Raw genomic sequence first — 25934 nt, 5'->3', positions numbered from 1 at the left:
TAATCCAAATTTTAAAATGAAGGCATCTTATTTTAAACACAGCTTAGAATTTAAACGTCCAAGCGGAACTTCGCGGGGTGTTTTAAAAACTAAGGAATCCTGGTTCATCAAGCTTGAAACAAAAGAAAGCTATGGAATAGGAGAGTGTGGGCTCCTTAAAGGGTTAAGCATCGATGATAGGAAAGATTATGAAGAAAAGCTAAAATGGACCTGCGAAAATATTCATTTAGGTCTTAAAACACTTTATTCACAATTAAAAGATTTCCCTTCCATCCAATTTGGTCTGGAAATGGCTTTTCAATCTTTATCTTCTGCAAATCCTTACCTTTTATTTCCTTCAGAATTTACAGAGGGAAAAGAGGGAATGCTTATCAATGGATTGATCTGGATGGGAGATAAGCCCTTTATGAAAACCCAAATTCAGGAAAAAATCCAACAGGGGTTTAGCTGTATTAAACTCAAAATTGGCGCCATAGATTTCGAATCAGAATTGGAATTGTTAAAATACATTAGAAGTGAATTTTCAGCCTCGGATATAGAATTGCGTGTAGATGCCAATGGCGCTTTTTCTCCCGATGATGCTTTGGATAAGCTTGAACGTTTGAGTCAATTCGATTTGCATAGTATAGAGCAACCTATCGCTCAGGGTCAATGGCAGGACATGGCCAGGCTTTGTCAACAAACCCCTTTGCCTATAGCTTTAGATGAAGAATTAATTGGTGTTAAAGATGTAACAAATAAGGAAAAGGCTTTACTAACTATACAGCCGCAGTATATTATTTTGAAACCCAGTTTAATCGGTGGTTTTCGTGGTTCTGAAGAATGGATTGAGCTGGCAAAACAGCATAACATCGGATGGTGGATCACGAGTGCCTTAGAAAGTAATATCGGTCTTAATGCCATAGCTCAGTTTACCTATGTCCAACATAATAACATGCCACAAGGGCTTGGTACAGGAGGGCTTTACACCAATAATATTGAAAGTCCTTTAGTGATAAAAGGTGAAAAAATCATGTATAATCCTGATCTTGAATGGGAAAATAAATTCAATTTATGAAAGATTACATCGCATTAGCTGCAAAAGGAGATCACGAATGGTGGAGGTATCTTGTTGGCGCATTTTTGATATTCATTATTTGGCAAGCGGGTACCATACCTTTTATAGGTGTAGTCAGTTACAAATTGGCAATGGAGGGAAGAGATTTGTCTAGTTTGTCGAATTACGAGACCTTGATGGGCACCTTGGATTCAAACCTTACGTTTTTTTTGATGCTATTATCATTTGCCATTGGATTTTTGGGAATTTGGCTTATTGTGAAATTTTTTCATAATCAGAAATTTAAAGATGTTTTGACGACTCGTGTAAAATTTGATTGGAAACGAGTCCTTTTAGGCTTCAGCATCGTTGGTTTTTTTATAGCTGTCATGACAATAATAGATTTTGTTTTAAATCCGGATGATTTTTTATGGAATTTGAAATGGGATCAATTCCTGATTTTAGCGGCTATCGGTATTATTATGGTTCCTATTCAGACCACTTTCGAGGAAATTTATTTTAGAGGTTATCTCATGCAAGGACTTGGTATTGTTTTTAGAAACAGATGGCTTCCTTTAATCGCAACTTCGGTTGGTTTTGGACTATTACATCTTGGCAATCCAGAAGTGACAAAGCTTGGTTATGTGATTATGATAAGTTATATAGGAACCGGTTTTTTGCTGGGCGTTATGGCACTTATGGACGAAGGTCTGGAACTTTCTATAGGCTTTCATGCGGGTAATAACTTGATTACGGCCTTGCTCGTTACAGCAGACTGGACAGCTTTTCAAACAGAATCTATCTTAATTTACACGGCAGAACCATCCATAGGCTTTGATGTTTTAATTCCAGTTCTTATAATTTACCCTATTTATTTATTAATTATGGCAAAGGTTTATAATTGGAAAAATTGGAAATCCAGGCTATTTGGTAAAGTCGAATTACTTTAAATGCCTCATAATGATAATTTAACATATTAATGTGGATTATTATTTTAATAATATTTAGTATTGATATTATCTAAATATCGGCTTATGAAAAATCATTCTTTTGAAATTCATCCTCGTTTTAAAATTAATGGGAATCATTTCAATAAAACTGAATTACGCTCTGTAGCTTATAGTTATGTAAAAGAAGGTGAGCCGTTTGAAGAACCCGTGGGAAACTTTCTTCTGGATTGGCTTAATGACGATTATGACAGTATAAAAGTAAGAACCTCAGGTTCTACTGGAGAACCTAAGGTTTATTTCATCGACAAACAAAAAATGATCAATAGCGCTTTGGCTACAGGTAAATTTTTTAAAGTTGAAGAAGGAACAAACGCCTTGCTTTGTTTACCAACAGATTATATTGGAGGCCGTATGATGCTCGTAAGAGCTATGGTTCTCGGTTGGGATTTGGATATAGTAGAACCAAAATCAAATCCACTGGACAAGCTTTTTAAAACTTATGATTTTTGCGCGATGACTCCTTTTCAGATGGATAATTCTTTAGGAAGGCTTCATTTGGTGAAGAAATTAATTGTCGGAGGGGGGGCTGTTTCTGAAAATCTTATCGGATTAATTCAAGGCATTCCTACCAAAGTTTTTGAAGTGTATGGGATGACTGAAACCATTTCGCATATAGCAGCAAGAAAATTGAATCCTAAAACTGATAATACCGAAAAAAGGCCATTTAAAGCTTTGCCCAATGTAAGTGTATCTCAAAATGAAAATAATTGTTTAGTTATAAAAGCCCCAAAAATACTGGATGATGAACTTGTGACTAATGATATTGTAGAGGTACTGACGTATAAAAAGTTTTATTGGAAGGGTAGGGTAGATAATATTATCAATTCTGGCGGAGTTAAAATATTTCCAGAAAGCGTTGAGAAAAAACTACAGAAACTCATTACGCATAGATTTTTTATAGCTGGCTTAGCTGATGACTCCCTTGGAGAACAAGTGGTTCTGTTTATAGAAGCCCCTCAAAATGACAAATTCCTGAGCGATCTAAGAGAAGCCATCAATAAGATGTCAAGTTTTGACAAGTACGAAAAACCTAAACATATTTATCTAATAGACAAGTTTGAAGAAACTCCCTCAGGTAAAATACATCGAAAGAAAACCTTATCAAAATTGATGAGTTAATTTGACTCATCAATTTTGGTGATATCTATGTAAAATCCATATCTATTAATGGCTAATTCATCGATATCATTTATTTCCAGATCTATTGATTCCCAGTCATTACCAACAACTTGCCTTTTGATAATCTTCTCTGTAGAATTTTGAAATTCAATCGGCATTTTAAAGTTTTTTACATCGGTTTTCCATCTCATATGCACCTGACCTTTATCGTTAAATTTCAGTTGTAATTCTGGTATATCAGCGTAATTCAGATATTGATTGAAAATAGGTTTTAGATCAAAATTAGTATTCTGATTGTAAAAGTCAATCACATCATCAGCATGAATGGTTTGATACTTGAAGGTTTCATGAAATTCTTTCAAAAGTTTCCACCACTTTTCATCATTGTTGATAACACTTCTCAAGGTATTCAGCATGTTGGCCCCTTTGTAGTACATATCTCCAGAGCCTTCATGATTGAGGCCATATTTACCAATGATAGGTTTGTCGTTAGAAATTATCCTTCTCAGACCATATAAATACTGGACAGCATCCTTTTTACCATATTCACATTCTACATAAACAGATTCGGCATAAGCAGTGAAACTTTCGTGAATCCACATGTCTGCAATGTCTGCGGCAGATACAGAGTTTCCAAACCATTCATGTGCAGATTCGTGTATGATGATAAAATCCCATTTTAAGCCAATACCAGTATTGGACATATCCTTCCCCAGGTAGCCGTTTAAGTAATTATTACCATAAGCCACTGCACTTTGATGCTCCATTCCTAAATAGGGGGTCTCAACGAGCTTATAGCCATCTTTCTGAAAGGGATATTCACCAAATTTTTCATAAAAACAATCCATCATAGGCTTGACCTGTTGGAATTGTTCTTTAGCCTTTTCTAAATTTTCCTTCAAGACATAATAATTAAGAGATAAACCCCTGTATTCATCTTCAAAATGCGCATAATCTGCAATATTCAAAGTGATATTATAATTGTTGATTGGATGTTCCACCCTCCAGTGCCATTTGGTATAAGCGTTGTCCAGAGGGATTTCTTCTATCAATCTACCATTGGAAACATTCATAAGCCCATTGGGTACGCTCACTTTTATATCTGCTGAATCCGGTTCATCGCTTTGGTGGTCTTTGTTTGGATACCAGAGACTGGCTCCCGTTCCCTGAACTGCAACTGCTATAAAAGGCTTTCCCTGTTTGTCTTCAGAAAACACAAAGCCACCGTCCCAGGGAGCATTTTTAGCAACCACTGGGTAGCCTGAATAATAGAAGGTAAGACTTTCTGTAGTTCCTGCTTTCAAAGGGGTTTCAAAATTGATAAAAACTGCATGTTCATCTCTTTCGTAAGTCAGGTTCGTTTCGTTGAATACGATCGAATCTATTTTCATATTCTGAAATAAATCCAGCTGTATTTTTGAGGTTTTCTCCAAGACCCGAAACTCGATTTCATTAAAACCGCTTAAAAAACGTTCCTTGGGATCGAGTTGGATATCTAAATTGTAGGACAAGACATCAAAACTGGTTCGTTCTGGTCTGAGACTTCCCCGTAAGGTATCCGCTCTGCTAAATTGCTTATTTTCTCCAGTCAATAATTGAGACTGCATGCTGAAAGTGGTGCAGAAGATGAAAAGTAAACTGTATATTCGTGTCATAGACTCAATAACTATTTATTACAATGATACTATGAAAAAAGTTACTTTTATCTTGCTTTCTCTGGTTTTTATTTCCTGCGGAAGTGATAGTCATCTGCTGGACGGGAAAGTTACTGACGCCAGTGGAGCACCTGTAGAAAATGTTCTCGTACAAGTGATGGGAACCGACTTAAATTCGACTACGAATGCCAAAGGTGAATTCAGAATCAACACCAAAAACAGAGGTGATGAACTCATTTTGACTCATCCGGACTATCAGATGTCCAGAATTGACATTGGTGAAAACTCTGAGTTTTCAATTGAGCTTATAGAAAAGAAAAACCAAGTGCCAGAGAAATAAACCTGTGTTTTCCTTCAGCTCCTTTAAACGCATCGGTAAAACCATAATTATACCTGGCATCAATACTCAATGAGGAGCCTAAGCTCAAGCCCACACCAACAGCACCGGAAACACTGAGTTTTTCAGATTCTAAGATATCGGAGTCATTTACCAGAAAATTGAATTGCGGACCAGCCTGCAAGTTGAAGATTCTCAGAAAATGAAATTTTAAAAGGATAGGAACCAGAGCATGATCGGTTTCTATGGACTCCTGATTAAATTCACCTCCTTGTTGAGAAAATAAAACTTCCGCCTGAACTGCAAATGCATTAAACCGAGCTCCGATAAACGCGCCTCCAGTTAGACCTAGCCTACTATCCTCACCTATACTTGATATGGAAGCATAATTGATTCCACCTTTAATTCCAAGATCCAGACTTTGAGAATTTGAATTTGTCGCGCTTAAAAAAAATAAACCAATGACTATAAGTTTGATTATACGTTTCATGATGTTTTTTTTTACTAATTTAAAATAAGTTAATCTAATAACGCAGATAATATAGTTTTAAGTTCATCAAGACTTAAATTTATTTCAATAATTCTGCCTTTTTTATCCACGAGATAATTCTGAGGAAGGTCTACGATACCCATTTCGGAAGCCATCTTTCCTGTAAAGCCGCTTTCCACTCTAAGGGACTTCCAAGGGAAGGATTTTTGGGAAACAGCAGTAATCCAATCCTGCTGATTGGTATCTAAGGAAACACCAATAACTTCAAAGCCTTCGAATTTATAACTACGATAGATTTCTAGTAAATCGGCTTGCTTGGATTTACATTCTTCACACCAGCTGTCCCAAAATATAATGAGATTGAGTTTAGAAAGTTCAGACCTGAGTTTTACGGTTTCAGAAGTAATTGAAATCAATTCAAAAGAAGGAATCTCACTGCCTATTTGATAATTTCTTCGTTTCTGTTGGTATTTTTCAAGTACACCAATATCATGAGGATTTAATTCATCTATATTTATCTTAGAAACTAAGCCTCTTATATCGGTATATAACAAATACTGTTTCATGCTCAGTTCTGAAAGCAATTTTCCAAGATAATCATGATTTGGATAAATTTTAATTAAACTATCAATTTCTTTTACGAGGAGGCTTCTGTTTTTTTTTGATTTCGAACTTGATTTCAAAAGGGTATTCATGTATGCTTTTAGATCTTTCGTTTTTCCTCCGCTTAACTGTCTGATTTCGTAATCTTTAAATGTATCCTGATCAAGTTTCACTTCATCAACAATGATATCGAAAACTAAGGTATCATTTTCAAGATAAAACACATCAGAAGTTGTTATCGAGTCAAATGTAAATCGGAAAGCTTTAGGTGAAGATACCTCGCCTTCAAATTGAAAGCTATTGTTAATGACCTCTACAGAATCGATCTGGTCGTCGTACCTGATCCTAATGAAATCATCAAATTCTCCATTGATGCTTCCTTTCAAAACATAAGGCAGTCTGGTTGATTGCTTATCAAGAGGCTGCATACAGGAAAACAAAGTAAATCCTATAAAAAGTAAAATTATTTTTTTCATCATTACAAAACTACACCAAAAATAAAAGGGCGATGAGAATTCATCGCCCTTTAAAAAAAATATAATTTGGAACTATTGATTAAAGTCTTTTATCCGTTCACTTAAATCATAAACCTTAGCCTTTGGTAAAATTCTTTCGATAATACTGCTTCCGGCTGCACTTCTGTAACCGCCGGCACAGTGAACTACAATAGGTTTGTCTGTTGAAATCTCTTCTGCAGTTTCCCTTAATTCGTTCAAAGGATGATTTTTGGCTGAATCGAAGGCTTGAGATTCTTCAAACTCACTCACATTTCTGATGTCTATAATGGTATACTGATCCGGGTTTTGCTTAAAATCTGTGTAATCCAAATCCTCAGAAGATTCAAATTGAGCCTGACCCAGGGTTAAAACCGCTTTAATTTGTGATTCATAGCCTATTTTAGCTATTCTAGAGACAACTTCATCATAATCTGAGATAGATTCCAGCACCAAATAAAATGCTTCACCTGGCTTAATGATTGCACCAATCCAGGTTTCAATCTTATCATTTTCGGTTCTGGCCATGATGTTGATGCTGCCGGAAATGTGATTGGCTTTGAAAGCCGCTTGAGGTCGTGTATCGATAATAGGAGCATCTGCATCAAAAGTCTCCACGTTCAAATGAACAGGAATATCAGAAACGGAAGCTTTATAATTGGCCGCTCCGGTTTTATTGATGTCGACATCATGTCCGAAATAAGAAGGTATAAACGGTTGTCCGTCGAGAATTTCTTTTACAAACTCCTCTTCTGTTTGTTCCTGAAACGCCCAGTTTCCAATGCGCTCATTACCTAGAGTACTCGTTGTATCATCACTCATATTTTTGCCGCATAAACTCCCGGCTCCGTGTGCAGGATACACCCAAACATTGTCAGACAAATGATTGAATTTCGTTGTCATGGTCTTGTACATCGCCTGAGCAAGTTCCTTGCGTTTAGCCGTCATATTACCTGCTTTTTCTCTTAAGTCGGGTCTTCCCACATCTCCAATAAACAAAGTATCACCAGTAAAAATAGCCTCTTTGGTCGTGGTATCGTCTACCGCATGAATAGTTATGCCGTCTGGAGAATGTCCAGGGGTGTGAATACATTTGAAAGTGATGTCTTCCATTTTGAATTCATCGCCTTCATCGAAAGCCTTGTGGGGATAATCGGCACCTACAAGCTTGCTTACATAAATTGTAGCGCCGGTTTCCTTATGGATTTGCAAATGGCTACTTACGAAATCGGCATGGGGGTGGGTTTCAAACACCGCAACGATTTGTGCATCGTTTTCTTCAGCAAATTCATAATAGGGCTGTGGATCTCTTGCAGGATCAACAACCGCCATTTTTCCATTACTTACAATGGCATAAGAGAGATGAGATAAAGGTTTGTCGTTATATTGTTTTATTGTCATAGCTTTTGTTTTAAAAAATTATTTGTTCATTTTACCTGTTGCACAGCTTATAAATGATTTCGCCTTATTTATATAGTTGTTTGCGTCTCCAACAACCGGATAGCCTAACTGCTTTAATTTATTTTCAACGTCTGAAAGGGTTGAGTCGTCTTTATAAGAAAAAGAAACCGATGAAAGCTCTGCTTCAATATCTAGGTTGCTTACATCTTCAAAAGAATTGAGATGTTTGTAGATGGTATTGGCGCAGCCTCCACATTTTAAATTTTGTACTGTTATTTTTGTTTGCATCTTATTGGATTTGAACTTCAAAACCTTTATTTCTGAATTTTAATACAGAGTAGGTAAAAATCTTGAGGGATTAAATTTTATGCAAAATAAAAGAATTTTGTCAGATCTTACAGTAACAAAAGTTACGCATTAATCGATATCGATTAACTTTATCGAATTCCTGTTCAATTTTATGCGATTGGTTTTTTCAAGCTGTTTTAAAAGTCTTGAAACGACTACACGACTGGTGTGAAGATCGAAAGCAATATCTTGATGTGTAACTTTGATTTCAGAATCCTTGTAATATTTAGATTTGTTTTTCAAATATTCAAGTAAACGCTCATCCATTTTTTTGAAAGCTATGTTGTCAATTGTCGCTAGAACTTCCATGAGGCGCTGGTGATAGCTGTCAAAAATAAAATTTCTCCATGATTTATATTTACCCAGCCATTCTTCCATTTTTTCAACAGGAATCATCAACAATTTAGAATCTGTCTCTGCCACGGCTCGTATTTCGCTGACTGCAGACCCTGTGCAACACGATAAGGTCATAGCGCATGTCTCTCCTTTTTCTAAAAAGTAAAGCATGAGTTCAAAGCCATCTTCATCTTCTCGCATTACTTTTATGACTCCGTCAATAAGCAGGGGCATAGCCGATAAATATTGACCAGTCCTTATCAACTCATCACCAGCACTTACTGTTTTTAAAACTCCTATGTCTTTGATCTCTTGAAGCAGTTCTTCTTCAAATAAATGACCGTAGTTCTTTTTAATTTCTTCCAGCATATTCTTAATTGTATTTTTGCATAAATATAAAACCAAAGTCCTGTTTAGATGGCGAATTTCAAAATTTTTAAGCCTTACGGCATGTTAAGTCAGTTTATAAACAATCAAAACCGAAGGCGTAACAAACGACTTCTTGGTGAACTCGGTGATTTTCCCGAAGGGATCATGTCCGTTGGTCGCCTGGATCAAGATTCTGAAGGTTTATTATTTCTAACTACTGATGGTAAATTCAGTCACAAAATCACTTCAACAGGAATAGAAAAAGAATACTGGGCTCAAGTAGATGGTCTTGCCACAGAAAAGCAGTTAGCTCAGCTTTCAGAAGGATTAGAAATCAGTATTTATGGTAAGCCTTATCAAACCAAATCATGCAAAGTCAGTATAATCACTCCTCCGAATGAATTGCCTAAACGTGCCAAAAATATCAGAAATGAAAAAGATCACGGTGCAACATCATGGCTTTCCATTACACTTACAGAAGGAAAATACAGACAAGTGCGTAAAATGACAGCAAAAGTGGGTTTGCCAACCTTAAGACTAATTCGCTACAGAATAGGAGAGGAAACAATTGAAGACATGAAGGCTGAAGAAGTGCAAACTCTGTCTTAGGCATTACCACCACACCACAAAAAATTTATGGGTTTCGCCTTTCTTATTTCTTCTGAAGAGCATTACCGATTGTTTATTTTCCATAAACTCTTGCAGCTTTAGTAATACTTTAGAGTAGGAATACCAGTTGGTATGTCGGGTTTCATCTGTAAACCAGTTTATTTTCTTCGGAATAAAAAAGGACTGATGTTTCCATTTTTTACTCAAAAATTGACTAAGCGTATAAAAATAGCCGGCGACAGCTTCAAGATTGGTGGCATAGAACCTGATGTTGCAATGTTCAGGCAAAAACAAAATAGACTTAAAACATATTCTCTGCTTGACTTTCCAAGGATCGATGTTAAATTTATGTAAGCTGCTTTCCGCTTTTGGATGGTAGAGCAGTGGGAATTGTTGAGATTTTAGTTTGTCCAATTTATCTATAAGCCGATCTCGCTTATTGGGACCAATCCAGCAATAATCTGGATTTTCATGCAGACTATCATCGTACAGGTAGATTTTATTGACTAATTCCACATGTAAAATTTCATTCTGAACAACATCTTGGCAGAGAAAATCAAATTCTCCAATAGTTATTTTATCATTCAAAATTTGGAGGCTGTAAGCAATCTCGTCGTAGCGATTGGATAAATTAAGGTAATATCTAAAAAAAACTTCAGCTCGTTTTCCTAAAAAATTAAACACCCTGGCTTCATCATAGGGAAAGTTATCAATTTGCCTGATGTCTTCCAGGCGTTCAAATTCAAAAGCAGGAATAGTGGAATCCGGAAGCTGATCTATCATCAACTTCGCATTCATGAAGCCCTGGTATTGGTTCAATACTTGAAGATCTGAATCTTTAGTCTCCAAGTTCTAAGGCAATTTTGATCATTTGATTGAAAGTAGATTCACGTTCTTCGGCAGAGGTTTTTTCACCAGTAATTAAAGAATCTGAAATGGTTAGAATGGCAAGAGCACTGACCTGATGTTTGGAAGCTATGGAATATAAACCTGCGGCTTCCATTTCTACACATAACACGTTGAAAGCCGCCCACATTTCATGATCTTTCGGGTCGTCGGTGTAAAATAGATCTGACGAAAGCACATTCCCTGCTTTAAAGGGGATAGCGAGCTTTCTAGCTGTTTGAACAGCTTTATCAAAGAGTTTAAAACTTGCCGTAGGAGCAAAATCGCCACCTTTGAATCTATTCCTGTTCAAAGAAGAGTTTGAAGATGCCGACATAGCGATAATCACATCACGCATCTCAACTTCTTTTTTGATGGCACCAGCACTACCAACCCGAATAAGATTTTTTACGCCAAACTCGGAAATCAATTCATGCGCATATATACTGATGGAAGGAATTCCCATTCCGGTACCTTGCACAGATACTTTTTGTCCTTTATAGGAACCCGTAAAACCCAGCATGCCTCGAACCTTATTGTAGCAGGTTGGATTGTCAAGAAAAGTTTCGGCTATCCACTTGGCTCTCAAAGGATCTCCGGGTAAAAGTATAGTTTCGGCGATATCGCCTTTTTTAGCGTCGATATGTACACTCATCGTTGTTAAATTTAATAAGTTGAATCAGGTGATGTTCCCTCTACAATGGCAATTCCTGCTGAAGCGCCAATTCTAGTCACCCCAAGCTCAATATATTGTTGAGCAGTTTTCGCATCTCTTATGCCACCCGAAGCTTTGATTTGGACGTGGTTGGAAATATTAGCTTTCATAATCCTAATAGCCTCTAAAGTTGCCCCGTGACTTCCAAATCCAGTTGAAGTTTTAACAAAATCAGCTCCGGCTGTGTCAGCAATTTTACTGGCTTTGGCAATTTCTTCGTCGTTAAGATTACAGATTTCAAGAATAACTTTTAAGGTATGACTGCCAATAGCATTTTTGACAGCTGAGATATCAGCTTTTATATAGTCGTAATCTTTAGCTTTTAGTTTTCCCTGATGGATCACCATATCTATTTCTGAAGCACCATCAGCTATGGCTTGTTGGGCTTCCTCAACTTTAGCTTTGGTTGAAGACGCACCTAGTGGAAAACCTACGACAGTACAAACCTTAACATCTGAGTCTTTAAGAATTTCTGCGGCAGATTCAACATAACTGGAGTTGATGCATACAGTCGCAAATTTGTAGGCGATAGCTTCCTCACAGAGGTTATGTATTTGTTTTAAAGTGGTATCGGCAGTTAATAAAGTATGATCTATATAAGTATTCATAGGTGTTTGAATGATTTTTGAGTAAAGATAAAAGTTTGAAATGGATATGAAGAATAATAGCTAAAATATATCAAGACAAGGGGTTTGCAATATTAAGAATAAGTTGTACTTTTGCAGGCATTAAATTAAAACAAATATTTATGAATCATTATGAAACTGTTTTCATCTTGAATCCCGTTTTATCTGAAGAACAGATAAAGGAAACAGTAAAGAAATACGAAGATTTTCTGGTTTCGAAAGGTGCAAAGATGGTAAACAAAGAAGATTGGGGCCTAAAAAAATTGGCTTACCCAATCCAGCACAAGAAGAGTGGATTTTACCACTTATTTGAGTACACAGTAGATGGAGCAACCATCGAGCCTTTAGAAGTTATGTTTAGAAGAGACGAGAGAATGATGCGTTATTTGACCGTTGCATTAGACAAACATGCTATTGATTGGGCTAAAGAACGAGTTAAACGAATTAAAACTGGCGCGTAATTATGGCAACAATTGAAGAACAATCGAAAGGAAAAAATGACGGTGAGATTAGATACCTAACCCCGTTAGACATTGAAACTAAAAGTAAAACCCGCTTTTGTCGTTTTAAAAGAGCTGGCATTAAGTATGTAGATTACAAAAATGCTGACTTCTTGATGGAATTTGTAAACGAGCAAGGTAAAATTTTACCAAGACGTTTAACAGGAACCTCTTTAAAATACCAAAGAAAAGTATCTCAGGCTATCAAGCGTTCACGCCACTTAGCTTTGATGCCATACGTAGGTGATTTATTAAAATAAAAAGGCAAAAAAATGGAAATTATACTTAAAAAAGACGTTGAAAAACTTGGTTTTGCCGATGACTTGGTATCTGTTAAAAATGGATATGGTCGTAACTTTTTAATCCCTCAGGGTCTTGCAGTACTTGCAACGCCTTCAGCAAAGAAAGTTTTGGCAGAAAACCTTAAGCAGCGCGTTTACAAAGAAAAGAAAGTCATTGAAGAGGCTAATACGTTATCTGAGAGAGCAAAAGAGCTTGACATAAAAATACCTTCTAAGGCAGGTGCTGGTGATAAACTTTTTGGAAGTATTACCGCTGGCGACCTTAGTGAAGAGTTGAAAAAGCATGATGTGGATATCGACAAAAAGTACATTACTATCTTAGGTGGAAACATTAAACGTTTAGGTCAATACGAAGCAAAATTGAGATTTCACAGAGATGTGATTTTAGATTTCACTTTTGATGTTGTTGAAGAAAGCTAAATGCATCTAACACTAAACTTTATTTTAAAAGCTGTCCTTGAATGGGCAGCTTTTTTCTTTTTTATAACACTCAACAAATCTTAATATGAAAAAAAATTACGTTTTAATTTTACTGTTCTTAATGAGTATGTCTGCTGTTACAGCTCAGGTGACTACGGCAACTATGTCTGGCCTTGTAAAGGATGATCAGGGAATCACCTTGCCCGGAGCAAATGTGGTTGCTACACATTTGCCCACAGGTTCTGTATATGGAGCTATGACTAATATAGATGGGAGATTCCGATTGAATAACATGAGAATTGGAGGACCTTACCGGGTTAACATAAGTTACGTTGGCTTCGAGACCAAAATTTTGGATAATATAACTCTCGACCTAGGGGAAACTTACAATATCGATATCACACTGGTAACGACTTCCAATGCATTGGATGAAGTCTTAATTACGGTTTCTGACAATCCTACTTTCTCCAGTGAGAGAACCGGAGCAGCTACTCAAATCACCAGCAAGGACCTAAAACGACTTCCTACCATTTCCAGATCTGCACAGGATTTCACAAGACTGGAACCTACGGCTAGTGGCAATTCCTTTGGTGGTAGAAATGACCAATTCAACAATTTTAGCCTGGATGGAGCCGTTTTCAATAATCCTTTTGGCCTGGACTCTCCAACTCCCGGAGGACAAACCGGGGCTCAGCCCATTTCTCTGGATGCCATTGAACAAATCAAAGTAACCACAGCGCCTTACGATGTGACTTTATCCGGATTTACCGGTGCTTCCGTTAATGCTGTTACCAAAAGTGGTGATAACACCTTTAAAGCGACAGCCTACAGTTTTTTTAGAAATGAAGATATGACAGGCGGTGAAATTAAAGGTCAGGATGTCCCAAGAAATGATTTGGAACAAATTCAATATGGCGTCAGCGTGGGTGGACCAATTATTGAAAACAAACTCTTCTTTTTTGCCAATTTTGAAAAAGACGATAGGACAGATTTAGGTTCGCCTTTTGCTCCCAATAGAGGAACCGGAGCAATCAACGAATCCAGAGTCCTGGCTTCAGACATGGTTGCTGTGTCTAATGCCCTTTCAGATTTGGGGTATGATACTGGAAGATTTGAAAATTTCAATTATAATTCTGAATCCACAAAAGGTATTTTAAAACTGGATTGGAACATTGATCAAAATCATAAAGCGGCACTTATTTACAACTTCTTGAGAGCCTCAAAAGATAACCCAGCCAATAGAACCGCGTTAGGATTCAGAGGACCAAGTCCTTCAGTCATTCAGTTTGAAAATTCCGGATACGAAATTAACAACAACCTGAACTCCGTTCAATTTGAATTAAATTCAAGTTTCGGTAATAAATACTCCAATAAGTTTCAGGCGGGATTTACCCATTTTGACGACTTTAGAAATCCGTTTTCTTCTCCTGCTCCCCCCATTACCATTCAGGATGGGAGTGGGTCTAATTACATCATCGCAGGACACGAGCCTTTTTCAATCAATAATGAACTGCAGCAAAAGGTATTTCAGGTCACCAATAACTTCAACATTTTTGTTGGAGATCATTCCATTACCATCGGAGCAGCTTTTGAGCGCTTTGAATTTGATAATTCATTCAATTTGGCGGCTTACGACAACTTTGGGAATCCCAACGGATATTATGGAACCTTCAGAGCTTATCCCTCTGTAGAGGCCTTTCTAGCTGATGCCAATGCCGGAGACCAGAGTGCCATCGCTAGAAATTTAACCTATGCGCAAAACGTTTTTGAATCAAGGAACGCCAATGGTGTTGGAAACGACGGAGGATGGAGACTTGCAGAAACCAATGTAGGTCAATTGTCATTTTATGCTCAGGATGAATGGAGTATGACTGATAATTTTAAACTGACTTACGGCGTAAGATTCGACAAGCCGATGTATTTTGATACCGATGAAAATATCCGTGAATTTATTGAAACAGATAACGGGGCTTCCGTAGATCCTAGTACGGTTTATTTTGATCCTGAAACCAATTCAGAAACAAGGCTTAACTCCACTCAGTTGCCAACGGATGAAGTTTTAATTTCTCCAAGACTTGGTTTTAACTGGGACGTCAGAGATGATAAAACCTTGCAGGTAAGAGGTGGAACAGGTGTGTTTACAGGTCGATTACCTTTTGTTTGGATTGGGAATCAGGTGACTGGTGCCGATCAGACGTTTTTTCAGATTGTAGATCCAGATTTCAGATTTCCACAGGTATGGAGATCCAACCTGGGGCTGGATTATAAATTTGAAAATGGAATCATTGCTTCTACCGACCTTTCTTACACCAAAGACATCAATGCTGCTCACGTACAAAATTGGGGATTACAGCCCCCTTCAGAAACACTGAATGGCGCAGATGGTAGAGCTGTTTATGCTGCTTCTGATAAAGGTGAAAACAGTGCTTTCGTTTTTACAAATTCTGACAAAGGAAGAATTTATAATCTTGTTGGAACCCTTAAAAAGAACTTTGATAATGGGCTTTACATTAGCACTTCCTACAGTTATTTAAATGCTAAAGATGTGAATTCTATTGAAGCCGAAATTACTGGTGATGCATTTACATTCAACCCGGTTGTAGGAAATGCAAACCAGGACGTTCTTGGCTTTTCAAAATATGGAGATACTCATAGATTTATTGCTGTCATCTCTAAAAACTGGCAATATGGGTCACAAAACCAATGGGCCACTACAGTCTCTAGTTTTATAGAATACGCCAAAGGCGGACGCTATAATTATACTTACGGTGGTGACATCAATAACGATGGCTCCAATATCAATGATCTTATTTATATTCCTACCGAGCAGGAATTGTTACAAATGCAGTTTACAGGTGCAGGACAAGCAGATGCTTTTAATGCTTTTATTGAAAATAATGATTATTTAAGAGATAATAGAGGTAGTTACTTTGAGAGATACGGCGCTTTAGCACCCTGGAGAAGTACTGTAGACCTAAGAGTTTTACAGGATTATAACTTTAAAGTTTCTGGCGATAAGACCAATACGATTCAGTTGAGTTTGGATATTTTGAACTTTGGAAACCTTATCAATTCTGATTGGGGTATCGTTCAGGAACCATTTAACCAACAACCAATTGGTGTGACTGTAGATTCACAAACCAATGAACCTGTCTACACTTTTAGTGAAAATAGAGTAGATTCATTTGCGGTCAATACCAGTTTAATTTCTCGTTGGAGAATGCAGGTTGGCCTAAGATATATTTTCTAAAGATATTCTAAGTTTCATTTGAAAGATCGGTAGAGCTTCTGCCGATCTTTTTTTATTTTTGCATTTATGAAATACGAAAGACTTACACAGGAACAATTCAAAGAGATGCACAAAGAATTCATCAATTTTTTGGCAAGCCAATCTATAACTAAAGAGGAATGGGAGGATATTAAAACCCATAAACCACAAGTTGCTGAAGATGAACTCGACGTGTTTAGCGATCTAGTTTGGGAAGGTGTCCTCAATAAAGTTAATTATCTTGAACATTTTTCTCCACAGCAGCTCTTTTTATTTGAATTTACAGATCAACACATTAATTTGATTGGGATTAAAATTGAGAATGAAGCTGTGGATATCAATACCAAAGAAGGGTTTCAGTGGCTTAGAGATAACTTATTGAATGATGATATTCAAATTTACACTTCCACTAAAGCTTTAAGTGAAGATAGAAATAAAGATATTTTTGCTCTCATAAAGCAAGGTGCTCATATCACTAAAGGCAAACTTTACCAGTATTTTAATGCGATGGTAGAAAAGTAAATTTATTTTAGCATTTTTATAATTTTAATATACAACATGGCAAGTCAGGCGTCAATACCCAAAGGAACCAGAGATTTTTCACCGATAGAAGTCAGCAAGCGAAACTATATCATTTCCACGATTCAACAGCATTTCAAAGATTTTGGTTTTCAACCTATTGAAACCCCTACTTTCGAAAACTCTGATACCTTAATGGGTAAATATGGAGATGAAGGTGATCGCCTGATTTTTAAAATTTTAAATTCCGGGGATTTTTTAAAGAAAGTTGATACTGCTGTTTATGAAAAGAAAGATAGTTTAAGATTATCATCCTCTATTACGGAAAAAGCCCTCAAGTACGATCTTACGGTTCCTTTTGCCAGGTATGTGGTTCAGCATCAAAACGATATTGATTTTCCTTTTAAGCGCTACCAAATTCAAAATGTATTTAGAGCAGATCGTCCACAGAAAGGAAGGTTTAGAGAATTTACGCAATGCGATGCCGACGTGATTGGTAGCGATAGTTTGTGGCAGGAAGTCGAGTTTATCCAGCTCTATGATGCTGTATTTACCAGTTTGAATCTAAAAGGTGTCAGCATCAAAATCAACAATCGAAAAATTCTTTCCGGACTCGCTGAAGTGATTGGAGAAAGCGATAAACTTATCGATTTTACAGTGGCCTTGGATAAACTCGATAAAATTGGAGAAGAAGGAGTTAAAAAAGAAATGCTGGAGAAAGGTATTTCTGAATCTGCCATAGAAAACATCAAGCCTATTTTTAATTTGAAAGATGATTTCGAAACAAAAATCAATCTTTTAAAATCTTTATTGTCCCATTCTAAAATCGGTCAAAAAGGAATAGAAGAACTTGAATTTATTCAGAAAGCCTTACAGGAATTACCGCTTAAAACCGCAAAATTAGATCTGGATGTCACACTTGCACGCGGACTCAATTATTACACAGGAGCTATTTTTGAAATTTCTGCTCCTCCCAATGTAAAAATGGGTTCCATCGGGGGAGGTGGAAGATATGATGACTTGACTGGCATCTTCGGCTTAAAAAATATGAGTGGCGTTGGTATTTCCTTTGGTTTGGATCGAATTTATTTGGTTTTGGAAGAATTGAACCTATTTCCAAAAACTGTAGAAGAGACCACAAAATTATTATTCATCAACTTTGGAGATGAAGAAGCTTTATATGCCTTAAAAGCAATACAAGCATTAAGAAAAAATCATATTGCAGCAGAGCTTTATCCAGATGCTGCAAAGATGAAAAAACAGATGTCTTATGCCGATAAACGCTCTATTCCTTACGTGGTTTTAGCTGGTGGTCGCGAAATGCAAAATCAAGTGTATAATCTTAAAAATATGGCTACTGGCGAGCAAAGCAACTGCAATTTAGAAAAATTGATGATTCATGTCTCTGGCTAAACCCCACTAGATTTGTATCATAATTTTTAAATTTTCAAAAGCAGAGACTCTTCTAAATTTGTCATAATTACCCTAAACCATGATTAATATCATTTTAGAAGCCATAATAGGTTCGTATATTTATGATATAAATCTTAAAATACCAAAATAATGGCAAAATTTAAATGGATAAGTTGCATTATTTTAATGCTTCCTTTTTTAAGCTTATCTCAAACCCTAGATAATTTAGACTATGTATCTCCGTTTCATGAAGATTTGGCTGCTGTACAAAAAAATGATCGATGGGCTTTTATCGACAGAGAGGGCGCTATAGTTATTGATTATAGATCCGATCTTGTTGAAAACCAAACAGATAACGGCTTTTATCCCTTATTTAGTGATGGAAGATGTTTAATAGAAATGGAAAAAGAGGGGATATCCTATTTTGGTTATATCGATACCTCAGGAAACGAAGTTATAGTACCCCAGTTTTTAAATGCAAAAAATTTCAAGAAGGGCAAAGCCATTGTTTTGCAACTGATTAAAGAAGTAGCGGGTGAAAATAAAGCTTTGGGTAAGAAAGTGGTGTATTACAACTATTTTGAAGTTTTGATCAATAAACAAGGCGATTTGGAAGCCTACTTATCCAAAGAACCTCAAAATATAATCCTTGATGAATCCTATATAAAAAATCCACCTAAAATATCCTACAAACAAGTTTCTGAATCCTTATTTATTAAAAAGAATAAGTCTGGTAAATCAACATTAGTTAAAATTGAGTAATACCAATTTGAATACCCACTGCTGGGTTTGATATTTAATCTGTTTTAACTATAGTCTTAGAAAATTTGGTCAAAAAGCTATCGAATTCTCAGTTTTTAACCCTTTTAACTCTTTATTATGTTGTGTAAAGTAAGATTAACTTTATATTTAAACAAAAAAAAATATGAGTTTAAAAGATAAAACACACATCAAGCCCTGGGAGGATGCGAGTAAAAGTGAAGAGCAGGTGCATCTAGCCGATATGCATGGTGATGGAGTTCACTTCAACAGAGAAATTAAAGCCAAAGCTAAGCGTGATAAACAATTGGCTAAAGAGAAAGCTGAAAAAGGCAAAAAAAAGAAAGATAATAAGAAAAAATCTAGTAAGTAATTTGAACAATTTACTTAAGCCCTGAAAATAATGCTTAATTGAGTGAGAACCCTCTTAAATTAAAAAACCCTGCAAAATGCAGGGTTTTTTTGTAGCGTGGACGAGAGTTGAACTCGTGACCTCCGGGTTATGAATCCGACGCTCTAACCAACTGAGCTACCACGCCTTTTTAAAGGATTGCAAAGATAATATTATCTTTTGCTTTCGCAAATTTGTTTATGGAATAATTTCAATTAAAATTTTTATTCTTCACCCAATTATCCATATATTGCTTTTCAATCTAAAATTGATTAAGATGAGTGATAAAGTCAAATATGAATTAGAATTTCCAATACAAGCCTCTCCATCCTTATTGTATCAATACATATCAACTCCATCTGGTTTAAGCGAGTGGTTTGCTGATAATGTGAACTCCAGGGGCGAACTTTTCACCTTTATTTGGGAAGGAAGTGAAGAACAGGCTAAGTTACTTTCCAAAAAAACAGACGATCGCATGAAATTGAGGTGGACTGCAGATGAGGAAGAAGGTTTAAATTATTATTTTGAGATGAAGATTCAAGTCGATGAAATTACCAAAGATGTATCGCTCATGATTACCGATTTTGCCGAGGAGGATGAAGTGGATGAAGGCAAGATGTTGTGGGAAAATACAGTGTCAGACTTGAAGCAAATTTTAGGATCATCATAATAAATTACTATGAACGTTTTTATAAACGGAGAAATACAATCTATTGAAAATTCATCTTTAAATCTCAATAATAGAGGCTATACTTATGGTGACGGACTTTTTGAAACCCTGAGAGTTATCAATTCCAAAATCATGTTTTGGGAGTCTCATTATTTTAGGTTAATGTCTTCCATGCGTATTTTGAGAATGCATATTCCTATGGAATTTTCACCCGAATTTTTGGAAGAAAAAATTATTGAATTAATCAAAGCCAATGATTTAGAAAAAGCACCAGTGAGAGTAAGGATAAACATCCACAGATCTGAAGGGGGGTATTACATCCCAGAAGATAATACGATTGGATACATTATTTCAACAAGGCCATTAGATAACGCTTTTTTCACTTTAAATGATAAGCCTTGTGAAGTTGAATTATTTAAAGACCACTACATTCAGTCAGGAATGCTTTCCACAATCAAGTCTAATAATAAACTAGTCAATATTCTGGCGGGTGTTTACGCCAAAGAAAATGACTTTGATAATTGTTTTCTTATCAACGAGAAAAAATCTGTTCTTGAAGTCACCAATGGTAATATTTTCGTTATAAAAGGCTCTGCAATTAAAACGCCGCCTTTATCGGATGGCTGCCTTAATGGTATTATTCGGAAGCAACTTATAGAAATTTTAAAGAAGACGGAAGATTATACCATAACCGAAGAGTCGATTTCGCCATTTGAACTGCAAAAAGCAGATGAAATCTTTTATACAAACGCGATACAAGGTATACAATCCATCACTAAATATAGAAAGAAGACCTACACTAACACTTTAGCTAAAAATTTAATAGGAAAGCTTAATGCGAAAGCTAGGCTAGTGGAAGTTTAGTTATAGTTTGGATTATCCGGTGCATTAGACCATAATAGGTATTGGCCTCCAAGGTTTTTCATCTTTTCCTGCCAGTATCGGCCATCTTTAAGAGAATTAAGAATATCATTGGCCTTGGTATCTGAATCTATAATCCAAGTATTCAAATCGATTTCAGATTCAAGTTGAGAAGCATCCCAGCCCGAATAGCCTAGAAAAAATTTGATGTTTTCTGAAGTTATTTTCCTGGTATTAATCAAATTCACAATGGTTTCAAAGGAACCTCCCCAGTAAATACCATCTTTTATTTCAACACTATTTGAAATCAGATGGGGAACGTCATGGATAAAATAAAGGTTTTCTTGCTCGACTGGACCCCCATTAAAAATTTTAAAAGTTTCATCTATCTCCGGAATTAATTCTTCAAGATTAAAATCCAATGGCTTATTGATGATAAAACCGACAGCTCCTTCTGTATCCAGATGTGCTAGGAGTATAACCGATCGATTAAACGTTAAATCACCAATCGTAGAAGGTTCAGATACTAATACATCCCCTCGGTTAGGTTGCAGTCTTTCCATAGTCAGGGTTTTAGATTTAACAATTTAATTAAAATTATAATAAAAAAAAGACCTTTTTACAAAAGGTCTTTAATTTTTTAATGAAATGTAAAAATTCCTAGCTTAATTGACCGCTTTTTGCAAGTCAGATCCAGCTTTGAATTTTACTACATTTTTAGCAGCGATTTTGATAGTTTTACCGGTTTGTGGGTTTCTACCTTCACGTGCAGCTCTTTTAGATACAGACCAAGATCCAAATCCAACTAAAGAAACGCGATCTCCTTTTTTAAGAGCGCCTTCTACGTTTTCCAGAAAAGACTCTAATGCTTTTTTAGCTTCAGCTTTAGTAACGCCAGCATCTTCTGCCATGGCATCGATTAAATTCGTTTTGTTCATAATGTAAAATTTAGATTTTATTGATTAAACATTTTATTAACACATTACAAATTTATATGGAAAATATTACTGTGCAAGAAAATACGCATAAAATCCTTGTAGAATGGGCGAAAAAACAGCTTTTCCAGCTATTATTTTTAAATATCTGATATCTAAATTTAAATTTTATATAAATCTGTAGTCATTATCCCACCCCAATCCGTTCACCAAAGCCTGTGATGTCAATCTTTTTTTACCAGGCAACTGAAGTTCCTTAATCTGGATAAGGCCATCATTTACTGCGACACAAATATTTTTCTCTTCCTTATTATAGAAGGAACTCCCAACAGTTTTATCATGATTTTCAAAACTAGCGTCTACTTTATAGATTTTCACTCTTAGAACCTCACCATTCATATTCACCTCTGTCCAGGCGGTTGGAAAAGGAGTTAAGCCTCTTACAAAATTGATAATTTCTTGAGCTGATTGATTCCAGTTGATCTTTGTATTTTCTCTGGTTAGTTTCGGAGCAGATTTTAAAGTCATCTCATGTTTTTGAGATTTAGCCTCCGTTTTTCCTTTTTCAATAGACTTGACAGTTTCAAGTACCAATGCAGCTCCTAGTGTTACTAATTTATCATGAAGACTTTCTACATCATCTTCAGGTTTTATAGGTAAAGTTTTAAAATCAATAATTTTACCGGTATCAATTTGTTCATCGATAAAGAAGGTCGTGACTCCAGTTTCTTTTTCACCATTGATAATTGCCCAATTGATAGGGGCAGCCCCACGGTATTGTGGTAACAGGGAGGCATGAAGATTGAAAGTACCAAATTCGGGAAAACTCCAGACCTTTTTAGGTAACATCCTGAAGGCCACAACTACCATCAAATTCGGATTTAAACGCTTCAAATCTTCCTGAAATTCTTCAGATTTAAGATTGGTCGGCTGTAAAACCTCAATATTTTGTTTTTCAGCATATTGCTTTACAGCGGAAGCCTGTAAGCGTTTACCCCGGCCAGCCGGTTTATCAGGAGCTGTAACCACGCCAACTATATCGACTTGAGAGTTTACCAGGTGGTCTAAGATCCCAACAGCAAATTCGGGGGTTCCCATAAAAAGTACACGTAATTTGTTCATAAGTTTTTTCTATAAGTGTTTTTAGAAGTTAATTTAATCTTTCCTTTTTCAAGGAGGCTTTGTAAGCTTTCAAGCAGCATAGCTTTAGGAAAATCGCATTTTTGGATAATTTCTTTTGAACTGGATTCAGATTGGCCTAAAACTTTTAAGATAAAAGATTCAATGCTATTATCATCTCCAAAACTGGATTCTTTTTTCCCTTCCGCTTTAGTCTTAAGGCAATTGCTGCATATCCTACATGCAGTGAAGTCTGTTTCGCCAAAATATTTAAGAATAAAATTTTGTAAGCACAAGTCATTTTCTTCAATATATTTCAAAACAGTCTCAGCTTTTCGAAGTTTGTTTTCCTGGTATTGAAAAATGTGTTTTCGAAGTGGATTTAAGCTGTATTTGTCTTCACGTGGTTTAATCAAGGTAATACTGAGGTCTTGTTTTAAAAATTCAGCCGAGAGCAATCCATGCTTTTCCAGAGCTTCGAGTTGTGTGTAAACTTCGGTATCATTAAATCCTGTTTTCTTTTTAAGAAGTTGTGGGTTGATGCTTAGCTCTTGTTCAAAAACACCGCCGTAAGTTCTTAACAGAGTTCTCACAAGCAGGGCATATTGCGTGTGAGTATCGATAAAACGAATAAGGTGTTGGCTGGAGACCAAAAACTTCAATTTAGTTTTTTTCTGAAAGGATTTATCTAAACTGATAACACTCAATCTATCTAAAAGATTCAGGGTATTATATGTCAGGATAGTATGCAGCTTATAATGTAAACAAAACTCATGAAAATTAAAATCAAAAGTTCTGTTTTCACCTTCCCCGTAAGCTACCCTAAATTTGCTCATCAGAGCTTTATAAACCAGTTTTACAGCCTCAAAGGTGGGAATGGTTTTTACAAACTGATTGTTCAGACGCTGTTTGTCACTTTCATTATAAAGAATAATGGCTTTCGCTGATAAGCCATCTCTTCCAGCTCTTCCGGCTTCTTGATAGTAGCTTTCCATGCTTTCTGGCAAATGGTAATGAATGACTAGCCTTACATTAGCTTTGTCGATTCCCATGCCAAAAGCATTGGTAGCAATCATAACGTGATGTTCTTCAGCTAACCAGGAAGTCAGCCGATTTTGTTTTTCAGTTTGAGTGATTCCTCCGTGAAAAAAAGTGGATCTCAGTCCTTTTTTATTGAGAAAAACAGATAGCTCCATACAGGCTGAGCGATTACGCACGTAAACGATACTACTTGGTCCTGTTTGACTCAATAATATGAACAAATCATTCATTTTATCATTTGAAAACAAATTCAGAAACGAAATGTTTGATCGTTCAAAACTCTCTTCAACCACGATGGGATCATTAAGTTTAAGTTCTTCAACAATATCTTCTTTGACTTGACTTGTAGCAGTGGCAGTTAAAGCTATAATAGGAACTTTAGGATGTAATTCTTTAAGAATTGAAATTTCTAAATAGGCTGGACGAAAATCGTGTCCCCACTGAGAAATACAGTGAGCTTCGTCTATAGCAATAAAGTTGACATTCATTTTGGTTAAACGCTGCTGGACCAGATCCTGCTGAAGGCGCTCAGGGGATAGATACAGAAACTTGTAATTACCATACACGCAGTTATCCAGTTTCTGATCAATTTCTTTGTAGGACATCCCGCTTCTAAGCAGTTGAGCTTTTATCCCTCTAGACTTCAGGTTTTCAACTTGGTCCTGCATCAGGGCAACGAGAGGTGAAATCACAATGCAAATTCCAGGTTCCACAAGGGCAGGAATCTGGAAACAAAGCGATTTTCCACCACCAGTAGGGAGGAACACACAGGTATCTTTCCCCGACAAAACAGATGTGACAGCAAGTTTCTGTGAAGGCTTAAAACTTTCATATCCCCAATGGGTTTTGAGTATGTCTAGGGGAGTGGGTGTCATTTTTCTTGAATGCTTTTCAAAATGAATTCTATTCGCTCTTGAATTCTTGATTTTGGAACTTCTATGAGTTCATAATCAAGATCGCGATAAGTTTTTATGAGAGCATCTTGAAGGTTTTTTGCAAGTTCCAAGTCTTCGAAGCGTTCATTGTCTTGTGTATAAATGTCGTTCCAAATGGGAAAGAGAAATACATGATCGTATCTATAATTGTCGTTGGCTTCGTTAAATTCTTGAGGGTACTCTTGCTTAAAATGATTCATATATGCGGTAACATCTGGAATACCCCTGTCTATAAAGACCTGTCGTGTCTCTAAGGTTTCGGCTTCCTCAAATTGTTTTATTCTACCTTTTAAAAGCATCTCGCTAAACTTCAGCGGCTCATCCAAAAATAGATGTTCTATCCCAAGTTGTCTAGCTTCCAGGGTGACTTCACGAGAAATTTCAGGAAAACACCAGTATCCTCTGTCAGATAAAGCTTTTAAAGGATCAAGACTAAAAGTTGTGTTTATGCAAATATCGTAGTGAGTCTATAAAGGAAAAATTCTACATTTTTAACACCTCTGAACTGTGCTCTAAAAGCTTTTATTTTGGCATTAAAGGATTCTGCTGATGCATTCGTGCTTCTGTTTATAAAGTAGTTCAGGATGGATCTATAATTGAGCGTTATTGTGTTTGCTATTGTATTGAAAGCTCTCAAGCCAGTATTTTCTACATCTTTATACCAATGTGCTAATTTTGTATAGGCTATTTCAATAGATGTTGCGGTATTGAATATGTTTCTGAGTCCTTGAACCAGATCGTAGGCTGTCTTTATATCAGGATATTGAT

30 protein-coding genes and 1 tRNA gene are annotated in these 25934 nt (G+C 36.3%); 15 read left to right on the top strand and 16 right to left on the bottom strand.

All coding sequences use genetic code 11. The features are described 5' to 3' along the window. Positions 1 to 16 precede the first annotated feature (16 nt). The 3 genes from BLP81_RS11735 to BLP81_RS11725 all read left to right on the top strand — a co-directional run bounded on the left by BLP81_RS11735 (position 17) and on the right by BLP81_RS11725 (position 3165). On the top strand, positions 17 to 1057 hold the full coding sequence (locus BLP81_RS11735; protein ID WP_093369121.1) for an o-succinylbenzoate synthase: 1041 nt from the start codon (positions 17 to 19) through the stop codon (positions 1055 to 1057). Then, on the top strand, positions 1054 to 1986 hold the full coding sequence (locus tag BLP81_RS11730) for a CPBP family intramembrane glutamic endopeptidase (protein WP_093369118.1): 933 nt from the start codon (positions 1054 to 1056) through the stop codon (positions 1984 to 1986). The genes BLP81_RS11735 and BLP81_RS11730 overlap by 4 nt, the downstream gene beginning before the upstream one ends. Positions 1987 to 2070: 84 nt before the next feature. Then, positions 2071 to 3165 (top strand): AMP-binding protein, encoded by a 1095-nt coding sequence (locus BLP81_RS11725; RefSeq protein ID WP_093369115.1) that lies wholly within the window; start codon positions 2071 to 2073, stop codon positions 3163 to 3165. Here BLP81_RS11725 and BLP81_RS11720 read toward each other — a convergent pair. After that, positions 3162 to 4820 (bottom strand): M1 family metallopeptidase, encoded by a 1659-nt coding sequence (locus BLP81_RS11720; protein ID WP_093369110.1) that lies wholly within the window; start codon positions 4818 to 4820, stop codon positions 3162 to 3164. The two genes, BLP81_RS11725 and BLP81_RS11720, sit on opposite strands and share 4 nt — an antisense overlap. Before the next feature lie 31 nt (positions 4821 to 4851). Between BLP81_RS11720 and BLP81_RS11715 the strand changes: the two genes are divergently transcribed. Beyond that, complete coding sequence (locus BLP81_RS11715; RefSeq protein ID WP_093369105.1) at positions 4852 to 5160, top strand: carboxypeptidase-like regulatory domain-containing protein; 309 nt, start codon at positions 4852 to 4854, stop codon at positions 5158 to 5160. Here the strand turns inward: BLP81_RS11715 and BLP81_RS11710 are convergent. The 5 genes from BLP81_RS11710 to BLP81_RS11690 all read right to left on the bottom strand — a co-directional run bounded on the left by BLP81_RS11710 (position 5126) and on the right by BLP81_RS11690 (position 9198). Beyond that, complete coding sequence (locus tag BLP81_RS11710) at positions 5126 to 5647, bottom strand: porin family protein (RefSeq protein WP_093369102.1); 522 nt, start codon at positions 5645 to 5647, stop codon at positions 5126 to 5128. The genes BLP81_RS11715 and BLP81_RS11710 overlap by 35 nt on opposite strands. Positions 5648 to 5676: 29 nt before the next feature. Next, positions 5677 to 6726, bottom strand: a complete 1050-nt coding sequence (locus BLP81_RS11705) for a TlpA disulfide reductase family protein (RefSeq protein ID WP_245686466.1) — start codon at positions 6724 to 6726, stop codon at positions 5677 to 5679. Positions 6727 to 6798: 72 nt separating this feature from the next. Beyond that, positions 6799 to 8145: an MBL fold metallo-hydrolase gene (locus tag BLP81_RS11700; protein ID WP_093369097.1), complete on the bottom strand. Its 1347-nt coding sequence runs from the start codon at positions 8143 to 8145 to the stop codon at positions 6799 to 6801. A gap of 18 nt (positions 8146 to 8163) precedes the next feature. Further along, the gene (locus BLP81_RS11695; RefSeq protein WP_093369094.1) at positions 8164 to 8433 is read right to left on the bottom strand and encodes a heavy-metal-associated domain-containing protein; all 270 of its coding nucleotides are present in this window, start codon (positions 8431 to 8433) and stop codon (positions 8164 to 8166) included. Between the two features lie 129 nt (positions 8434 to 8562). Beyond that, complete coding sequence (locus BLP81_RS11690; protein WP_093369091.1) at positions 8563 to 9198, bottom strand: Crp/Fnr family transcriptional regulator; 636 nt, start codon at positions 9196 to 9198, stop codon at positions 8563 to 8565. 48 nt (positions 9199 to 9246) lie between these two features. On the opposite strand from BLP81_RS11690, the gene BLP81_RS11685 reads away from it, so the two are divergent. Then, on the top strand, positions 9247 to 9807 hold the full coding sequence (locus BLP81_RS11685) for a pseudouridine synthase (RefSeq protein ID WP_093369087.1): 561 nt from the start codon (positions 9247 to 9249) through the stop codon (positions 9805 to 9807). A gap of 3 nt (positions 9808 to 9810) precedes the next feature. On the opposite strand, the gene BLP81_RS11680 is transcribed toward BLP81_RS11685, so the two are convergent. The 3 genes from BLP81_RS11680 to deoC are packed head-to-tail and all read right to left on the bottom strand — an operon-like array spanning position 9811 to position 12015. Continuing rightward, on the bottom strand, positions 9811 to 10656 hold the full coding sequence (locus BLP81_RS11680) for a DUF1853 family protein (protein ID WP_093369082.1): 846 nt from the start codon (positions 10654 to 10656) through the stop codon (positions 9811 to 9813). Further along, on the bottom strand, positions 10646 to 11347 hold the full coding sequence (gene deoD, locus BLP81_RS11675) for a purine-nucleoside phosphorylase (protein WP_093369078.1): 702 nt from the start codon (positions 11345 to 11347) through the stop codon (positions 10646 to 10648). Before deoD ends, BLP81_RS11680 begins: the two co-directional genes overlap by 11 nt. Before the next feature lie 11 nt (positions 11348 to 11358). Further along, positions 11359 to 12015, bottom strand: a complete 657-nt coding sequence (gene deoC, locus BLP81_RS11670) for a deoxyribose-phosphate aldolase (protein ID WP_093369074.1) — start codon at positions 12013 to 12015, stop codon at positions 11359 to 11361. 140 nt (positions 12016 to 12155) lie between these two features. Here deoC and rpsF point away from each other — a divergent pair, with 140 nt between their 5' ends. From rpsF to BLP81_RS11630, 8 genes are all read left to right on the top strand, one after another. Then, positions 12156 to 12494, top strand: a complete 339-nt coding sequence (rpsF, locus tag BLP81_RS11665) for a 30S ribosomal protein S6 (protein WP_093369070.1) — start codon at positions 12156 to 12158, stop codon at positions 12492 to 12494. A 2-nt stretch (positions 12495 to 12496) separates the two neighbouring features. Continuing rightward, positions 12497 to 12793: a 30S ribosomal protein S18 gene (rpsR, locus tag BLP81_RS11660; protein ID WP_003438584.1), complete on the top strand. Its 297-nt coding sequence runs from the start codon at positions 12497 to 12499 to the stop codon at positions 12791 to 12793. Between the two features lie 12 nt (positions 12794 to 12805). Beyond that, positions 12806 to 13255, top strand: coding sequence for a 50S ribosomal protein L9 (gene rplI, locus BLP81_RS11655; RefSeq protein WP_093369065.1), 450 nt, complete (start codon positions 12806 to 12808; stop codon positions 13253 to 13255). Positions 13256 to 13340: 85 nt separating this feature from the next. Then, entirely contained in the window at positions 13341 to 16505 is a 3165-nt protein-coding gene (locus tag BLP81_RS11650; protein ID WP_093369061.1) for a TonB-dependent receptor, read from the top strand. A 66-nt stretch (positions 16506 to 16571) separates the two neighbouring features. After that, positions 16572 to 17045, top strand: a complete 474-nt coding sequence (locus tag BLP81_RS11645; protein WP_093369056.1) for a DUF6495 family protein — start codon at positions 16572 to 16574, stop codon at positions 17043 to 17045. Positions 17046 to 17081: 36 nt separating this feature from the next. Beyond that, positions 17082 to 18455, top strand: a complete 1374-nt coding sequence (hisS, locus tag BLP81_RS11640) for a histidine--tRNA ligase (RefSeq protein ID WP_093369051.1) — start codon at positions 17082 to 17084, stop codon at positions 18453 to 18455. Between the two features lie 150 nt (positions 18456 to 18605). Continuing rightward, on the top strand, positions 18606 to 19217 hold the full coding sequence (locus BLP81_RS11635; RefSeq protein ID WP_093369047.1) for a WG repeat-containing protein: 612 nt from the start codon (positions 18606 to 18608) through the stop codon (positions 19215 to 19217). Positions 19218 to 19380: 163 nt separating this feature from the next. Then, entirely contained in the window at positions 19381 to 19587 is a 207-nt protein-coding gene (locus tag BLP81_RS11630; protein WP_093369042.1) for a hypothetical protein, read from the top strand. A 92-nt stretch (positions 19588 to 19679) separates the two neighbouring features. Here BLP81_RS11630 and BLP81_RS11625 read toward each other — a convergent pair. Then, positions 19680 to 19753: transfer RNA gene (locus BLP81_RS11625), tRNA-Met, on the bottom strand. A 129-nt stretch (positions 19754 to 19882) separates the two neighbouring features. Between BLP81_RS11625 and BLP81_RS11620 the strand changes: the two genes are divergently transcribed. Next, positions 19883 to 20275, top strand: a complete 393-nt coding sequence (locus BLP81_RS11620) for an START-like domain-containing protein (RefSeq protein ID WP_093369038.1) — start codon at positions 19883 to 19885, stop codon at positions 20273 to 20275. Positions 20276 to 20284: 9 nt separating this feature from the next. Beyond that, on the top strand, positions 20285 to 21139 hold the full coding sequence (locus BLP81_RS11615) for an aminotransferase class IV (RefSeq protein ID WP_093369034.1): 855 nt from the start codon (positions 20285 to 20287) through the stop codon (positions 21137 to 21139). Here the strand turns inward: BLP81_RS11615 and BLP81_RS11610 are convergent. The 6 genes from BLP81_RS11610 to BLP81_RS11585 all read right to left on the bottom strand — a co-directional run. Continuing rightward, a complete protein-coding gene (locus BLP81_RS11610; RefSeq protein ID WP_093369029.1) occupies positions 21136 to 21699 on the bottom strand; it encodes a YqgE/AlgH family protein in 564 nt (187 codons plus the stop codon). The genes BLP81_RS11615 and BLP81_RS11610 overlap by 4 nt on opposite strands. Positions 21700 to 21801: 102 nt before the next feature. Then, positions 21802 to 22074 (bottom strand): HU family DNA-binding protein, encoded by a 273-nt coding sequence (locus BLP81_RS11605; protein ID WP_003438613.1) that lies wholly within the window; start codon positions 22072 to 22074, stop codon positions 21802 to 21804. Positions 22075 to 22239: 165 nt separating this feature from the next. Continuing rightward, positions 22240 to 23193, bottom strand: a complete 954-nt coding sequence (gene fmt / locus BLP81_RS11600) for a methionyl-tRNA formyltransferase (protein ID WP_245686465.1) — start codon at positions 23191 to 23193, stop codon at positions 22240 to 22242. Next, positions 23190 to 25106 carry a RecQ family ATP-dependent DNA helicase gene (locus BLP81_RS11595; RefSeq protein ID WP_093369025.1) on the bottom strand — a complete coding sequence of 639 codons (1917 nt, stop codon included), beginning with the start codon at positions 25104 to 25106 and terminating at the stop codon, positions 23190 to 23192. The genes fmt and BLP81_RS11595 overlap by 4 nt, the downstream gene beginning before the upstream one ends. After that, a complete protein-coding gene (locus BLP81_RS11590; protein ID WP_262501434.1) occupies positions 25103 to 25615 on the bottom strand; it encodes an AAA family ATPase in 513 nt (170 codons plus the stop codon). Before BLP81_RS11590 ends, BLP81_RS11595 begins: the two co-directional genes overlap by 4 nt. After that, a partial coding sequence (locus BLP81_RS11585; protein WP_245686452.1) for a transposase occupies positions 25612 to 25934 on the bottom strand: 323 nt, incomplete at its 5' end. The genes BLP81_RS11585 and BLP81_RS11590, both read right to left, overlap by 4 nt.

Source organism: Psychroflexus sediminis (genome assembly GCF_900099815.1).
Taxonomy (GTDB): Bacteria; Bacteroidota; Bacteroidia; order Flavobacteriales; family Flavobacteriaceae; genus Psychroflexus; species Psychroflexus sediminis.
The sequence above is the reverse complement of the archived record's forward strand: the minus strand, read 5'-3'. Positions and strand labels throughout refer to the sequence as shown.

Bases quoted from the DNA above. Each gene is read 5' to 3' on its own strand.
- BLP81_RS11620 (WP_093369038.1), top strand. From the start codon at position 19,883: ATGAGTGATAAAGTCAAATATGAATTAGAATTTCCAATACAAGCCTCT.
- rpsF (WP_093369070.1), top strand. From the start codon at position 12,156: ATGAATCATTATGAAACTGTTTTCATCTTGAATCCCGTTTTATCTGAA.
- BLP81_RS11710 (WP_093369102.1), bottom strand. From the start codon at position 5,647: ATGAAACGTATAATCAAACTTATAGTCATTGGTTTATTTTTTTTAAGC.
- BLP81_RS11630 (WP_093369042.1), top strand. From the start codon at position 19,381: ATGAGTTTAAAAGATAAAACACACATCAAGCCCTGGGAGGATGCGAGT.
- BLP81_RS11635 (WP_093369047.1), top strand. From the start codon at position 18,606: ATGGCAAAATTTAAATGGATAAGTTGCATTATTTTAATGCTTCCTTTT.
- BLP81_RS11685 (WP_093369087.1), top strand. From the start codon at position 9,247: ATGGCGAATTTCAAAATTTTTAAGCCTTACGGCATGTTAAGTCAGTTT.
- BLP81_RS11730 (WP_093369118.1), top strand. From the start codon at position 1,054: ATGAAAGATTACATCGCATTAGCTGCAAAAGGAGATCACGAATGGTGG.
- fmt (WP_245686465.1), bottom strand. From the start codon at position 23,193: ATGAACAAATTACGTGTACTTTTTATGGGAACCCCCGAATTTGCTGTT.
- BLP81_RS11700 (WP_093369097.1), bottom strand. From the start codon at position 8,145: ATGACAATAAAACAATATAACGACAAACCTTTATCTCATCTCTCTTAT.
- rplI (WP_093369065.1), top strand. From the start codon at position 12,806: ATGGAAATTATACTTAAAAAAGACGTTGAAAAACTTGGTTTTGCCGAT.
- BLP81_RS11610 (WP_093369029.1), bottom strand. From the start codon at position 21,699: ATGGAAAGACTGCAACCTAACCGAGGGGATGTATTAGTATCTGAACCT.
- BLP81_RS11725 (WP_093369115.1), top strand. From the start codon at position 2,071: ATGAAAAATCATTCTTTTGAAATTCATCCTCGTTTTAAAATTAATGGG.
- BLP81_RS11595 (WP_093369025.1), bottom strand. From the start codon at position 25,106: ATGACACCCACTCCCCTAGACATACTCAAAACCCATTGGGGATATGAA.
- BLP81_RS11645 (WP_093369056.1), top strand. From the start codon at position 16,572: ATGAAATACGAAAGACTTACACAGGAACAATTCAAAGAGATGCACAAA.
- BLP81_RS11720 (WP_093369110.1), bottom strand. From the start codon at position 4,820: ATGACACGAATATACAGTTTACTTTTCATCTTCTGCACCACTTTCAGC.
- BLP81_RS11615 (WP_093369034.1), top strand. From the start codon at position 20,285: ATGAACGTTTTTATAAACGGAGAAATACAATCTATTGAAAATTCATCT.
- BLP81_RS11705 (WP_245686466.1), bottom strand. From the start codon at position 6,726: ATGAAAAAAATAATTTTACTTTTTATAGGATTTACTTTGTTTTCCTGT.
- BLP81_RS11650 (WP_093369061.1), top strand. From the start codon at position 13,341: ATGAAAAAAAATTACGTTTTAATTTTACTGTTCTTAATGAGTATGTCT.
- BLP81_RS11715 (WP_093369105.1), top strand. From the start codon at position 4,852: ATGAAAAAAGTTACTTTTATCTTGCTTTCTCTGGTTTTTATTTCCTGC.
- deoC (WP_093369074.1), bottom strand. From the start codon at position 12,015: ATGAATACTTATATAGATCATACTTTATTAACTGCCGATACCACTTTA.
- BLP81_RS11605 (WP_003438613.1), bottom strand. From the start codon at position 22,074: ATGAACAAAACGAATTTAATCGATGCCATGGCAGAAGATGCTGGCGTT.
- BLP81_RS11690 (WP_093369091.1), bottom strand. From the start codon at position 9,198: ATGCTGGAAGAAATTAAAAAGAACTACGGTCATTTATTTGAAGAAGAA.
- deoD (WP_093369078.1), bottom strand. From the start codon at position 11,347: ATGAGTGTACATATCGACGCTAAAAAAGGCGATATCGCCGAAACTATA.
- rpsR (WP_003438584.1), top strand. From the start codon at position 12,497: ATGGCAACAATTGAAGAACAATCGAAAGGAAAAAATGACGGTGAGATT.
- hisS (WP_093369051.1), top strand. From the start codon at position 17,082: ATGGCAAGTCAGGCGTCAATACCCAAAGGAACCAGAGATTTTTCACCG.
- BLP81_RS11695 (WP_093369094.1), bottom strand. From the start codon at position 8,433: ATGCAAACAAAAATAACAGTACAAAATTTAAAATGTGGAGGCTGCGCC.
- BLP81_RS11735 (WP_093369121.1), top strand. From the start codon at position 17: ATGAAGGCATCTTATTTTAAACACAGCTTAGAATTTAAACGTCCAAGC.